Genomic DNA, 12,543 nt, shown 5'->3' on the forward strand with positions numbered 1-12,543 from the left:
GGTCAGTCAATTCATCTGTCACTGACACACCGCATTCGCGAGCAAGCCCGCTCTCACCTTTGGTCTTTATTGTTCGGCAGTGTGTATTCCAAAGCGCGCTGCAAACGCCTTGCGCCCCTTCGCGGTGACCCCCAGCGCCCGGCTGTCCAGATCCTGAGTCACCCACCCACGACGAATCACGCACTGCAAAACCGCCGCGCCCAATGCCCCTGCCAAATGCGGCCGGCGCATGCTCCAGTCCAGGCAGGCACAGGCGAAACGCCGACGTTGCGCGCGTAACGCAGGCATATCCAGCCCCAGCGCGATCATCGCGGTTTCGCCGGGCGCCGTCAGCGCATAGGTGCCGTCGCCAACCAGCCAACCAGAGGCGATGAAATGGTCGTGCAGGTGCACCGCCAGCGTGCCGGCCATGTGGTCGTAGCAGGTGCGTGCGAGCTGCAGACGGTTGGGCGTGCTGGGGACAAACACCTGGGCGGTAGTACGGCTGATCACCATCAACCCTTCGATGGCCTGGGCCACGTGCGCGCCGGCAAGGCTGTAGTAACGGTGTCGGCCCTGGGTGTGCAGCGTGAGCAGGCCATCGTCCTTGAGCCTGGCCAAGTGGGCGCTGGCCGTGGAGGTGCTGACGCCGGCAATCACAGCCATCTCGGTGCTGGTGCGCGCATGGCCATCCATCAGCGCGCAGAGCATTTTTGTGCGCGCAGGCTCTGCTATCGCCCCGGCGATTTGTGAGAGTGCCGCGTCATCATCAAAGGCGTTCATATTTCGTTCCTGAACGAATCATTGCCGCGTGGGAGCGCCGATAGTAACGCTTCTTTAAGCACAGGACGTCCCGGATGACACCGCTGCAAGCTGCTACCCATGTTGATCCCTATGCGTATTACGCCAGCCTGCGGCGCCATGAAGAACTGCTGTTCGATGCCGAGCTGGGCCTGTGGGTCGCCAGTCGCGCCAAGACGGTAGAGGCAGTGCTGGCACACCCGGACTGTCACGTACGCCCGTTACACGAACCGGTGCCCAAGGCGATAGCACAGGGTGCGGCAGGACAGCTTTTTGCGCGGTGGATGCGCATGAACGAAGGCCCGGCGCATCAATGCCCACGGGCGGCGATTGAGCCTGCGTTGGCGGCGGTTGGGGCGTCGGCCGTCGCCGAGCGGGTCGCTCGGTTGATCGACAGCGTGCAGAGCCTGGATGCGCTGATGTTTACCTTGCCCGTCGCGGTGGTTGCGTCGCTGCTGGGATGCCCGGCGCCACAACTGGCATGTGTTGCCGGGCTGACGCGGGCGTTGGTCGCCGGCCTTTCACCGCTGAGCAGTGAAGCGCAACTGTGCAATGCGCATACCGGCGCGTCGCAGTTGCAGCAGATGTTTTGTGCGGTGCTGGAAGATACAGCGCTGCTGGCCCATATCCGCAGCGGCAACTGGGAGGATGCGCAGGTATTGACCGCCAATCTGATCGGGCTGTTGTCGCAGACCTGTGAAGCCAGCGCCGGGTTGATCGGCAACTCACTGGTGATGCTCGCGCGGCAACCTGAGTTGGTTGCGCAGATTGTGCGCACGCCAGCCCTCGCCACGGCGCTGGTGGAGGAGGTGGCGCGTTACGATTCACCGGTGCAAAACACACGGCGATTCGTGGCGGCGCGCTGCACCATTGGCAACCAGGTGTTGGCGGCGGGAGAAAGTATTTTAGTCCTGCTGGCGTCGGCTAATCGCGACGCTGAGGCCAACACCGATCCCGACAGTTTTGTGCTGGCGCGCACGCAACGGCGTCTGTTCAGCTTTGGTAGCGGGCGCCATCAGTGCCCAGGCCAACAGCTGGCGCTGACGATCGCCGCGCAAGCTGTGTTGGCCTTGCTGCGTCGTCAGCCGGCTTTGCTGGCGGGCGCTGGCCGGTTCAGCTACTGGCCATCGCTTAACGGCCGTATTCCCAGGTTTGATGAAACTGCACTAAGTCAGTAACCCTTCTACATACTCCACAAACGCCCGTGCCTTGGCACTCGCCATGCGGCCTGTGGGGAATACGGCCCATAAATCGAGGGGCGGCAGCCGCCAGTCGTTCAGCACGACTTTTACTTCGCCGCTGGCCAACTCCGGGGCAAACATCCAGGTCGACGCCATGGTCAGGCCCAAATGGTTGAGCACGGCGGCGCGCACGCCTTCCGCCGAGGTCACGCGTATGCGGCCACTGGCGACGATCGGGTAGTGGCTGTCGCCCTTGCTGAAGGTCCAGCGTGCGCCGCCGCCCAGGCTGTAGATGATCGCTTGATGTTGCAGCACATCCGCCGGGGTGGCGGGCTCACCGAAGCGTTCGAAGTAGGTTGGGGTGGCGAGGATTTGCCGGTGGGATTGGGCAATCTTGCGCGCGGTAAGGCCTGAGTCGACCAGGTTGCCCATGCGCAGGGCCACGTCGATGCCTTCTTCCACCAGGTTAAGCGAGTGGTCATTGAGCACCACTTCAATATTGACGGCGGGATATCGCTCCAGAAATGGCCCCAGGTGCGGGATGACGTGCAACCGCGCAAAGGTGGTTGCAGCACTGACGCGCAGGTTGCCCGACAGCCCGGCCCCGGCGCCGCGTGCAGCGTCGTCGGCCTCGTTGGTTTCATCGATGGCGCGCTTGGCCCGCTCGAAATAGGCAAGGCCCGCTTCGGTCGGGGTCAGGCCGCGTGTGGAGCGCAACAGCAACCGCACCGCCAGGCGCGCCTCCAATTGCGCGATGCTTTTTGACACGGCGGGCTGGCCTATGCCCAAGCGTTTGGCTGCCGCGGAGAATGAGCCGGTTTCGACCACGTGGACGAAGGTTTCCATTGCGCTGAGGCGGTCCATCAAAGGTCCTTGGGTTAGCGGGTGAGGCCCTCGAGCATGGCTGAGGGTTCTGGGCGTTGAGTGTAATCGGGGTTGAAAAATCGGGCGTGTTCAATATTCAGCAATACAGCCGCCAGTCCGACCAGCGAAATCTGTGCTTGAGTAAAGATAACTCTAGGGTTACTTTTATTCAGGCCAAGCCAAGGAGGCTGGGGTGCAAAGCAGGTTATTGATCAAGGAGCTGCAAGAGGCGGGTTGGGTGCTGGATCGGGTCACGGGCAGTCATCATATTTTTACCCACCGCTATAACCCGTACACGATCCCGGTGCCTCATCCCAAAAAGGACCTGCCTCTGGGCACCGTCCGCAGTATCAGAAAGCGCGCCGGGCTGTTTCAGTTTTAAGGAGAGCATGCATGCAATACCCAATCTGTATCGAATGGGGCGATGACTTCACCGCCACCGGTATCCAGATCCCCGATATTCCAGGCGCGGTCACCGCCGGGGACAGTTTTGAAGAGGCCTACAACGCTGCGGTAGAAATCGCCCACATCATGCTGCAGGAGATCGCAGCTGAAGGCGGCACAATTCCGATGCCGACATCGGTGGCCAACCACCATGCCCACGAAGATTACGCAGGCATGGGCTGGGGCATGTTGGAGCTGGATATCTCGCCCTATCTGGGCAAGACCGAGAAGGTCAATGTGACCTTGCCCGGCTATGTCATCCAGCGTATCGACCGTTATGTGCGCGAGCACAAGGTCAAAAGCCGCTCGTCATTTCTGGCGGATGCGGCGTTGGAGAAGTTGGTGCGTTCTTAAGCGGTAGCCACTGCGGCCTGGCGCGAAGCGCTCAGGAACCGCACCAATGCCACCAGCGGGAATGCACTGCCCACCAGCATCACGCCCAGCCAGCCGCCGTGTTCATACACGCTGCTGGCAATCGCCGAGCCGAAGGCACCGCCGATGAAAATGCTGGTCATGTACAGTGCGTTCAGGCGGCTGCGGCTGTTGGCGTCGAGGGCGTAGATGGCACGTTGGCCGAGCACCATGTTCATCTGCACGCAGAAGTCCAGGACCACGCCGGTCAACGCCAGGGCGATCACGCTGTACAACGGGTGTACAAAAGCCGGCAGGAAGCTCAACGCGGCAAACACCATGGCCAGCAGCGAGGCGCGGTGCGTGTGCCCGGCATCGGCCAGGCGCCCGGCGATAGGCGCGGCGATGGCACCCAGGGCGCCGACCAGGGCAAACAGGGCGATTTCGCTTTGGCTCAGGCCATGGTTACGCGCCAGTTCCAACGGTGCGGCGGTCCAGAACAGGCTGAAGGTGGCGAACATGCAGCCTTGGTAGAACGCACGCTGACGCAGTAGCGGTTGCTTGCGCAGCAAGGTGCCCAGCGAGCCCAGCAGTTGGCCGTAACTGGCGCTATGGTCGGGCTGGCGCTTGGGGATGGTCAGCATCAGCACCGCACTGATAAACACCATCACCGCAGCCGCCGCCATGAACATCGCCCGCCAGCCAAAGTGGTCAGCCACCAGGCTGGACACCGGCCGCGCCAGCAGGATGCCCAGCAACAGGCCACCCATGATGCTGCCGACTACACGGCCTCGGGACTCGGCGGGCGCCAGGTGCGCGGCCAGCGGGATAAGAATCTGCACCGAGACGGAACTGAAGCCGATCAGCAACGACACAAGCAGGAACACATTCGGCTGCTCAGCAAACGCTGCACCCAGTAGGCTGACGATGGCCACCAGGTTGGTGATGATCATCAGCTTGCGGTTTTCCAGCAGGTCGCCCAGCGGCACCAGAAAGAACAGGCCCAGGGCATAGCCGATTTGCGTGAGTGAGACGATCAGGCTGGCCAGTGCCGGGGTCAGGCCGATGTCCGGCGCGATCAACTCGATGATCGGCTGGGCGTAGTAGATGTTGGCAACAATGGCGCCGCAACAGAACGCAAACAGCATCACCATGCCTCGGGTCATGGTGCTTGAAGCGTGTGAGGTAGCGGTCATGGTGTTCTCATTCAAGCGAAGGAAGGTGGCGTGCGAGAGTAAAGACAACGCCTGCGCCGGTGTAGGGCGCGCGCATTGATATCACTCATGCCGCAAATTAATGACTGAATCGTTAACTTTTGCGTCGAACGCCAATGATACATTCAGACATAACTGTCGAAACAGGAAATCCATTGCGATGAAAATCACGCTGAACAAGATGCTCCTGGCCTCCACCCTGGCTGCGGCCATGGCCATTGGGTTGGCGAATGCCGCCGAAGCCCCACGGGTCGGCGTGCGCGGCGCCATTACTGCGATGGACGGCGACGCGATGCACGTCAAGGTCAACAGTGGTGAAGAGGTTGTGGTGCATCTGACGCCGGCCACCCAGGTACGCGCCGTTACCCTGGCCAAGATCGATGAGATCAAGCCCGGCAGCTACATCGGCTCGGCCGCCATGCCGAACGCCGATGGCACCCTGACTGCGCTGGAAGTCCACGTATTCCCACCGGCCATGGCCGGCACGGGCGACGGGCACCGCGCGTTCGATTTGAAAGAAGGCAGCAGCATGACCAATGGCACGGTTGGCGACCTGGTGGTGAGCAACGGGCGCACCCTGACCGTGAAGTACAAAGGCGGCGAGCAGAAGATTGTGGTGCCGGAGGATGTGCCGATCGTGAACCTGGAGCCGGGCGATCGCAGCTTGCTCAAGGCGGGTGTGAAGGTGGTGTTGTTTGCGGCGCAGGGCGCGGATGGGACCATTACGGCCCAGGCGATCTCAGCCGGCAAGGATGGCGTGACACCGCCGATGTAACTGCAAAACACAGATCCAAAATGTGGGAGCGGGCTTGCTCGCGAATGCGCAGTGTCAGTCACCGAATCAATCGACTGAACCACCGCATTCGCGAGCAAGCCCGCTCCCACATTTTTTTACCGCGTACCTTCAGTTATTGACCCGAATAGATCTGGTCAAACACCCCGCCATCATTGAAGTGGGTCTTCTGCACGGTACGCCAGTCACCAAAGGTCTTCTCCACCGACAGGAAGTCGACTTTCGGGAAACGGTCGGTGTACTTGGCCAGCACTTTCGGATCACGCGGGCGCAGGTAGTTGTTGGCGGCAATTTCCTGGCCTTCGGGCGACCACAGGTACTTCAGGTAATCCTCGGCGGCAACGCGGGTGCCTTTCTTGTCGACCACTTTGTCGACCACCGACACCGGCGGTTCAGCTTCGGCGGAAACGCTTGGGTAGATCACTTCGAACTGATCACGGCCGAATTCACGGGCGATCATTTCGGCTTCGTTCTCAAAGGTCACCAGCACGTCGCCGATCTGGTTGGTCATGAACGTGGTGGTGGCGGCGCGGCCGCCGGTGTCCAGCACCGGTGCATGTTTGAACAATTTGCCGACGAACTTCTTGGCCTTGTCTTCATCGCCACCGTTATTCAGCACATAACCCCAGGCCGACAGGTAGGTGTAGCGGCCATTGCCCGAGGTTTTCGGGTTGGGCACTATCACTTGCACGCCATCTTTGAGCAGATCCGGCCAGTCTTTCAGGGCTTTGGGGTTGCCCTTGCGCACGATAAACACCGTGGCGGAGGTGAACGGCGCGCTGTTGTTCGGCAGGCGCGTGACCCAGTTGTCCGGCACCAGTTTGCCGTTGTCCGCCAGGGCATTGATGTCGGTGGCCATGTTCATGGTGATCACATCGGCCGGCAGGCCGTCGATCACCGAGCGCGCTTGTTTACTGGAACCGCCGAAAGACATTTGCAGGGTCAGCTTGTCGTTCGGGTGCTCGGCTTCCCAGTGCTTCTGGAAGGCGGCGTTGTAGTCCTTGTAGAAGTCGCGCATCACGTCGTAGGAGACGTTAAGCAGTGTGACCGGTGCGGCTTGTACGGCACCGGCCAGGGCCAGGCCCGCGGCCAGGAGAGAGGCGCTGAGGATTTTTTTCACTGCTCATTCCTTGTTGTTCGAGAGAAGACTGGGGGCAATTTGCCAGCAACTATAGCCGGGCCTGCATAGGCGTTTAAAGATTAAAACGTACTGTGCTTATTCCACTTTATGAAACAGATTGCTGCCGCAGCGCGAGCAAAACGCCGCGTTGGGTTCGTGGCTGTTTTTCTTGCACACCGGGCAATCGTGTTCCAGCTGTTCACCGCGCATGGCGCTGGCCAGTTCAGCGGTAAAAATACCGGTGGGCACGGCGATGATCGAGTAACCGGTGATCATCACCAGCGACGAAATCACCTGGCCCAGCGGCGTCTTCGGCACGATATCGCCAAAGCCTACGGTGGTGAGGGTCACGATCGCCCAGTAGATGCCCTTGGGGATGCTGGTAAACCCGTGCTCCGGGCCTTCAATCACATACATCAGGGTGCCGAATACCGTCACCAGGGTGCACACGCTGACCAGGAACACCACGATCTTCTGTTTGCTGCCGCGCAGCGCCGCCATCAAGTAGTTGGCTTGCTTGAGGTACGGGCTGAGCTTGAGCACGCGGAAAATCCGCAGCATTCGAATGATGCGGATAATCAGCAGGTATTGGGCATCGCTGTAATACAGCGCGAGGATGCCGGGCACGATGGCCAGCAAGTCCACCAGGCCATAAAAGCTGAAGGCGTAGCGCAAGGGTTTGGGCGAGCAGTACAGCCGCAAGCCGTACTCAATCGCGAAGATCAGCGTGAAGCCCCATTCGATATAGGCCAGCACATTGGCGTAGTTCTGGTGGATGTCGTCGATGCTGTCGAGCATCACGATCACAATGCTGGCAAGGATGATCAGTAGCAGGATGCCGTCAAAACGCCGCCCGGCTGCGGTGTCGCTCTGGAATACCATGACATAGAGGCGCTGACGCCAGTCGCTGTTGCTGTCCATAAAACCCGCCTGAATCGAATATCGAGCAAGCCTAGGGGGATTCGAACGGGCTGTCCACGCGGGCTTTGAACATCCGCTGTGTGGCGCGCACCAGCCAGCAGGCGAGGATAAACGGCGCGGTCAACGCGGGCAGGTGCAGGGCGGCAAAACCGGGCGTGAGGATGATCGCCAGCAGGATGCCCACCACTGGCAGCCACGGCTGGCGGCGTGATTGGCTCAAGGCCAGTGCCGCCAGGGCCGGGTTGTAGCTGTGCAGGCCGAGGAGGGCGCTGGCGGGTTCGTCGAGCAGTAGAGCGACCAGCACGCCAGCAGTAGCGCCGATCAAAGCCCACAGGGCGGCGCGACGGTTGGCCAACAACAGGCCGACGGCAATCAAGACTCCCGCCAGGGGTTGGTCCAGCAGCATGACTTGCGCAAGGCCGGTAAACGGCGCACTGAGCACAGACAGAACGTCGGGCTCGACCAGCGCGAACGTCGGCTCAGGCACGCTGCCGATCAGCAGCCAGCCCAGGCCGACAAAGGGCGCGGTGTACGCAGACAAGTCATCCGGCTGGCGGGCATGTTTCAACCATTGTCGCGTGAGCATCGCACTCAGGCCGCCGCACGCCAGAATCAACGGCGGCAGCAACGCCGACCAGGCGAAGTGCTGGCTGATCAACACACCCAGCAGCACGCCGTTGTAGCTGTACAAGCCAGCCTGGCGTTCCGCCTTGGGATAGCCCCGGCGCTGGGCCGTGAGCAACCCGGCGAGGCCACCCAGCAACGCCCCGCCGAGCAAGGCCGGGGCGCCGATCAGGATGGCCAACAGGCACAGCAGGCCGCACAGCGGCTGGCGTTGCAGGAATATCTGGCTGAAGCCATTGAGCAGGGCTTCGGCCCAGTCGGGGCAGGTTGGGTTGTGCATGGTGGTTAGTCAGTGAGACCGAGTTGCCCCCTTCGCGAGCAAGCCCGCTCCCACAGGGGAATGCATTCCAAATGTGGGAGCGGGCTTGCTCGCGAAAAGGCCCTTACAGACGCTAAATCAACGTCTCGATACGCAACGAGTTCGTTGACCCCGGCTGCCCAAACGGTACCCCCGCCGTAATCACCAGGGTGTCCCCGCGCTGCGCCATGCCTTGCGCCTGGGCAATTTCCAGCGCCGTGGAACACACCTCATCGACCTGGCGCAGCCGGTCATTGACCACCGAGTGCACGCCCCAGGCCACGCTCAAACGCCTGGCCGTAGACAGGTTCGGCGTGAGGTTGAGGATCGGTGCCACTGGCCGCTCCCGCGCTGCGCGCAGGCTGGAGCTGCCGGACTCGCTGTAGTTCACCAGCACCGCCACCGGCAGAATGCTGCTGATACGCCGGATCGCGCAGCTGATCGCGTCCGACACCGTGGCATCCGCCTTGGGCCGGCTTACGTCCAGTTGCATCTGGTAATCCGGGCCGTTTTCCACTTGGCGGATGATCTTGCTCATCATCTGCACGGCTTCCAGCGGGTACTCGCCCGAGGCGGTTTCGGCCGAGAGCATCACCGCGTCCGCGCCTTCAGCCACGGCGTTGGCCACGTCGGTCACTTCGGCGCGGGTCGGTGCCGGTGAGAAGCGCATGGATTCGAGCATCTGCGTGGCTACTACCACCGGTTTACCCAATTGGCGGCAGGTGCTGATGATGTCTTTCTGGATCTGCGGCACGCTCTCGGCGGGCACTTCCACACCCAGGTCGCCTCTTGCAACCATGATCGCGTCGCTCAGTTCGGCGATCTCCTGCAAGCGCAGCACGGCTGAGGGTTTTTCGATCTTGGCCATCAGGAACGCCTTGTCACCAATCAACTCGCGGGCTTCGCGGATATCTTCCGGGCGCTGCACAAACGACAGCGCCACCCAGTCCACGCCCAGCTCCAGGCCGAAGCTCAGGTCGCGGCGGTCCTTGGCGGTCAGCGGGCTGAGTTCCAGCAAGGCTTGCGGCACATTCACGCCTTTACGGTCGGACAGTTCGCCGCCATTGAGCACGGTAGTGTCGATGGCATCGGCATGTTTGGTGATCACGCGCAGGCGCAGTTTGCCGTCGTCCAGCAGCAGGTCCATGCCCGGCTCCAGCGCGGCGATAATCTCGGGGTGGGGCAGGTTGACCCGGCGTTGATCGCCCGGGGTCGGGTCCAGGTCCAGGCGCAGCGCCTGGCCGCGCACCAGTTGCACTTTGCCCTCGGCAAAGCGCCCGACGCGCAGCTTCGGCCCTTGCAGGTCCATGAGGATGCCCAGCGGGTAATTGAGCTGGCGCTCCACCTGGCGAATCCACTGGTAGCGCTGGGCGTGGTCGGCATGCTCGCCGTGGCTGAAGTTCAGCCGGAAGATATTCACCCCGGCTTCCACCAGCTCGCGGATGTCATCGATGCCGTCAGTGGCCGGGCCGAGGGTGGCGAGGATTTTGACTTTCTTGTCAGGCGTCATGTTTGGCAGTCTCAAGAATCAGGATGGCGCGCAAGTCATTGACATTGGTGCGGGTCGGCTCGGTGACGATCAAACCGTCGAGCGCGGCGAAGTAGCCGTAGCCATTGTTGTTGTCCAGCTCGTCGCTGGCGCTAAGGCCCAGGGCTTCGGCGCGTCGGTAGCTGCACGGGGTCATGATTGCGCCGGCGTTGTCTTCGGAGCCGTCGATGCCGTCGGTGTCACCGGCCAGCGCGTACACGCCGGGCAGGCCTTTGAGGCTGTCGGTCAGGCTCAGCAGGAATTCGGCATTGCGCCCGCCACGGCCATTGCCGCGCACGGTGACGGTGGTTTCACCGCCCGAGAGAATTACGCACGGCGCCGCCAAGGGTTGGCCGTGCTGCACGATTTGCCGCGCGATACCGGCGTGTACCTTGGCCACGTCGCGTGCTTCGCCTTCCAGGTCACCGAGGATCAACGGGCTGAACCCGGCCTGGCGAACTTTCACCGCTACCGCTTCCAGCGATTGCTGCGGGCGGGCGATCAATTGGAAGTGGCTGCGGGCGAGCACCGGGTCGCCGGGTTTGACGGTTTCCGAGGCTGGGTTCTGCAACCAGTTGCGCACCGACGCCGACGCCTCAATGCCGTAGCGCTTGAGAATCGCCAGGGCTTGCTGCGAAGTGCTTGGGTCGCCGACGGTGGGGCCGGAGGCGATCACCGTGGCCTGGTCGCCCGGCACATCCGAGATGGCGTAGGTGTACACCGTCGCCGGCCATGCGGCCTTGGCCAACCGGCCGCCCTTGATGGCCGAGAGGTGCTTGCGCACGCAATTCATCTCGCCAATGGTCGCGCCGGATTTGAGCAGGGCCTTGTTGATGGTCTGTTTGTCGGCCAGGGTGATGCCTTCGGCGGGCAGGGCCAGCAAGGCCGAACCACCGCCGGAGAGCAGGAAGATCACGCGGTCGTCTTCGGTGAGGTTGCTGATCAGTTCCAGCACGCGCTTGGCGACGGCCAGGCCGGCCGCATCGGGCACCGGATGCGCGGCCTCGACCACTTCGATTTTCTTGCACGGTGCGCCGTGGCCGTAACGGGTGACCACCAGGCCCGAGACTTCGCCCTGCCAGCAGTTCTCGACCACCAGCGCCATGGCGGCCGCGGCTTTGCCGGCGCCGATCACGATTACACGGCCGCTGCGGTCGGCGGGCAGATAAGGTTCAAGGACTTGTCGGGGGTGGGCGGCGTCGATGGCTGTGGCAAACAGCTCGCGAAGCAGGTGTTGCGGATCGACCGACATAAGCGGGCTCCCGGGGATTTTTTGTTATTAGAGGTGCAGCGATCGTTCCCACGCTCTGCGTGGGAATGCCTCATGTGACGCTCTGCGTCATGCTTTGGGACGCAGAGCGTCCTGGGCTGCATTCCCACGCGGAGCGTGGGAACGATCAGTACGATCAGTGGTGTTTGTTACTTATCGCGAATCGAAAAATTCGCCATGTGTTCCAAGCCCTTGATCAGCGCCGAGTGGTCCCAATTGCCGCCACCAATCGCCGTGCAGGTGCTGAATACCTGCTGTGTACCGGCCGTGTTCGGCAGGTTGATGCCCAGCTCCTTGGCCCCGGCCAGCGCCAGGTTGAGGTCTTTCTGGTGCAGGTTGATGCGAAAGCCCGGATCAAAGGTGCCCTTGATCATGCGCTCGCCATGCACTTCCAGGATCTTCGACGAAGCAAACCCGCCCATCAGCGCTTCGCGCACCTTGGCCGGGTCGGCGCCGTTTTTGGAGGCGAACAGCAGTGCTTCGGCCACTGCCTGGATGTTCAGCGCGACGATGATCTGATTCGCCACCTTGGCGGTCTGGCCATCGCCATTGCCGCCGACCAGGGTGATGTTTTTGCCCATGGCCTGGAACAGCGGCAGGGCGCGTTCGAACGTCTGCGGCTCGCCACCGATCATGATGCTCAAGGTGCCAGCCCTGGCGCCGACTTCACCGCCGGACACCGGCGCGTCGAGGTATTGCGCGCCGGTCTGGTTGATCTTCGCGGCGAACGCCTTGGTGGCGGTGGGCGAGATCGAACTCATGTCGATCACCACTTTGTTGGGTGACAGGCCGGCGGCAACACCGTCGGCGCGGAACAGCACATCGTCCACCTGTGGGGTGTCGGGCACCATCACGATGATGAACTCGGCTTCCTGGGCGACTTGCTGCGGGTTGGCCAGGGCCACCGCGCCGGCCGCGATCAGGGCTTCGGGCGCCTTGCCGTGATGCTCGGACAGGAACAGTTGGTGTCCGGCTTTTTGCAGGTTGGCGGCCATGGGTTGGCCCATGATGCCGGTGCCGATAAATCCGATTTTAGCCATGATCAAAATCCTCTTTTTATTCTATGTGCAGGGCGGACACGGTCTGCCAAACACCGAAGATCCAAATGTGGGAGTGGGCTTTCTCGCGAAGGTCTTTCATTCAACATCTTCGTCG

Annotated in this window: 13 protein-coding genes; 4 read left to right on the forward strand and 9 right to left on the reverse strand. The window is 62.0% G+C overall.

The genetic code is table 11. The annotated features are described in order from the left end of the window. Window positions 1-66 precede the first annotated feature (66 nt). Entirely contained in the window at window positions 67-762 is a 696-nt protein-coding gene (locus ACTD9P_RS07410) for an ArsR/SmtB family transcription factor (RefSeq protein WP_438867199.1), read from the reverse strand. Between the two features lie 74 nt (window positions 763-836). On the opposite strand from ACTD9P_RS07410, the gene ACTD9P_RS07415 reads away from it, so the two are divergent. Beyond that, window positions 837-1,958: a cytochrome P450 gene (locus ACTD9P_RS07415; RefSeq protein ID WP_438867200.1), complete on the forward strand. Its 1,122-nt coding sequence runs from the start codon at window positions 837-839 to the stop codon at window positions 1,956-1,958. Here the strand turns inward: ACTD9P_RS07415 and ACTD9P_RS07420 are convergent. Further along, window positions 1,947-2,825, reverse strand: a complete 879-nt coding sequence (locus ACTD9P_RS07420) for a LysR family transcriptional regulator (protein WP_438867201.1) — start codon at window positions 2,823-2,825, stop codon at window positions 1,947-1,949. The two genes, ACTD9P_RS07415 and ACTD9P_RS07420, sit on opposite strands and share 12 nt — an antisense overlap. Before the next feature lie 193 nt (window positions 2,826-3,018). Here ACTD9P_RS07420 and ACTD9P_RS07425 point away from each other — a divergent pair, with 193 nt between their 5' ends. Further along, a complete protein-coding gene (locus tag ACTD9P_RS07425) occupies window positions 3,019-3,207 on the forward strand; it encodes a type II toxin-antitoxin system HicA family toxin (protein ID WP_065901605.1) in 189 nt (62 codons plus the stop codon). An 11-nt stretch (window positions 3,208-3,218) separates the two neighbouring features. Beyond that, window positions 3,219-3,623, forward strand: a complete 405-nt coding sequence (locus tag ACTD9P_RS07430; RefSeq protein ID WP_438867202.1) for a type II toxin-antitoxin system HicB family antitoxin — start codon at window positions 3,219-3,221, stop codon at window positions 3,621-3,623. Here ACTD9P_RS07430 and ACTD9P_RS07435 read toward each other — a convergent pair. Then, the gene (locus ACTD9P_RS07435; protein WP_438867203.1) at window positions 3,620-4,816 is read right to left on the reverse strand and encodes an MFS transporter; all 1,197 of its coding nucleotides are present in this window, start codon (window positions 4,814-4,816) and stop codon (window positions 3,620-3,622) included. The two genes, ACTD9P_RS07430 and ACTD9P_RS07435, sit on opposite strands and share 4 nt — an antisense overlap. Before the next feature lie 178 nt (window positions 4,817-4,994). Here ACTD9P_RS07435 and ACTD9P_RS07440 point away from each other — a divergent pair, with 178 nt between their 5' ends. Continuing rightward, a complete protein-coding gene (locus tag ACTD9P_RS07440) occupies window positions 4,995-5,609 on the forward strand; it encodes a DUF5666 domain-containing protein (RefSeq protein WP_138816051.1) in 615 nt (204 codons plus the stop codon). Window positions 5,610-5,742: 133 nt separating this feature from the next. Here ACTD9P_RS07440 and ACTD9P_RS07445 read toward each other — a convergent pair whose 3' ends face one another. From ACTD9P_RS07445 to ACTD9P_RS07470, 6 genes are all read right to left on the reverse strand, one after another. Next, a complete protein-coding gene (locus ACTD9P_RS07445; RefSeq protein ID WP_438867204.1) occupies window positions 5,743-6,747 on the reverse strand; it encodes a sulfate ABC transporter substrate-binding protein in 1,005 nt (334 codons plus the stop codon). 96 nt (window positions 6,748-6,843) lie between these two features. Continuing rightward, complete coding sequence (locus ACTD9P_RS07450; RefSeq protein WP_200433536.1) at window positions 6,844-7,668, reverse strand: ion transporter; 825 nt, start codon at window positions 7,666-7,668, stop codon at window positions 6,844-6,846. 31 nt (window positions 7,669-7,699) lie between these two features. Beyond that, window positions 7,700-8,572: an urea transporter gene (locus ACTD9P_RS07455; protein WP_438867205.1), complete on the reverse strand. Its 873-nt coding sequence runs from the start codon at window positions 8,570-8,572 to the stop codon at window positions 7,700-7,702. A gap of 112 nt (window positions 8,573-8,684) precedes the next feature. Beyond that, window positions 8,685-10,100 carry a pyruvate kinase gene (gene pyk / locus ACTD9P_RS07460; protein ID WP_438867206.1) on the reverse strand — a complete coding sequence of 472 codons (1,416 nt, stop codon included), beginning with the start codon at window positions 10,098-10,100 and terminating at the stop codon, window positions 8,685-8,687. Then, on the reverse strand, window positions 10,090-11,370 hold the full coding sequence (locus tag ACTD9P_RS07465) for a glycerate kinase type-2 family protein (RefSeq protein ID WP_138453077.1): 1,281 nt from the start codon (window positions 11,368-11,370) through the stop codon (window positions 10,090-10,092). Before ACTD9P_RS07465 ends, pyk begins: the two co-directional genes overlap by 11 nt. A 167-nt stretch (window positions 11,371-11,537) precedes the next feature. Further along, window positions 11,538-12,428 (reverse strand): 2-hydroxy-3-oxopropionate reductase, encoded by an 891-nt coding sequence (locus tag ACTD9P_RS07470; RefSeq protein ID WP_438867207.1) that lies wholly within the window; start codon window positions 12,426-12,428, stop codon window positions 11,538-11,540. Window positions 12,429-12,543: the final 115 nt, after the last annotated feature.

This window comes from Pseudomonas onubensis, from assembly GCF_965653655.1.
In the GTDB taxonomy this organism is placed as follows: Bacteria; Pseudomonadota; Gammaproteobacteria; order Pseudomonadales; family Pseudomonadaceae; genus Aquipseudomonas.

Excerpts from the sequence above, each read along its gene's own strand:
- ACTD9P_RS07410 (WP_438867199.1), bottom strand. The coding sequence starts at position 762 with ATGAACGCCTTTGATGATGACGCGGCACTCTCACAAATCGCCGGGGCG.
- ACTD9P_RS07415 (WP_438867200.1), top strand. The coding sequence starts at position 837 with ATGACACCGCTGCAAGCTGCTACCCATGTTGATCCCTATGCGTATTAC.
- ACTD9P_RS07420 (WP_438867201.1), bottom strand. The coding sequence starts at position 2,825 with ATGGACCGCCTCAGCGCAATGGAAACCTTCGTCCACGTGGTCGAAACC.
- ACTD9P_RS07430 (WP_438867202.1), top strand. The coding sequence starts at position 3,219 with ATGCAATACCCAATCTGTATCGAATGGGGCGATGACTTCACCGCCACC.
- ACTD9P_RS07435 (WP_438867203.1), bottom strand. The coding sequence starts at position 4,816 with ATGACCGCTACCTCACACGCTTCAAGCACCATGACCCGAGGCATGGTG.
- ACTD9P_RS07440 (WP_138816051.1), top strand. The coding sequence starts at position 4,995 with ATGAAAATCACGCTGAACAAGATGCTCCTGGCCTCCACCCTGGCTGCG.
- ACTD9P_RS07450 (WP_200433536.1), bottom strand. The coding sequence starts at position 7,668 with ATGGACAGCAACAGCGACTGGCGTCAGCGCCTCTATGTCATGGTATTC.
- ACTD9P_RS07455 (WP_438867205.1), bottom strand. The coding sequence starts at position 8,572 with ATGCACAACCCAACCTGCCCCGACTGGGCCGAAGCCCTGCTCAATGGC.
- pyk (WP_438867206.1), bottom strand. The coding sequence starts at position 10,100 with ATGACGCCTGACAAGAAAGTCAAAATCCTCGCCACCCTCGGCCCGGCC.
- ACTD9P_RS07465 (WP_138453077.1), bottom strand. The coding sequence starts at position 11,370 with ATGTCGGTCGATCCGCAACACCTGCTTCGCGAGCTGTTTGCCACAGCC.
- ACTD9P_RS07470 (WP_438867207.1), bottom strand. The coding sequence starts at position 12,428 with ATGGCTAAAATCGGATTTATCGGCACCGGCATCATGGGCCAACCCATG.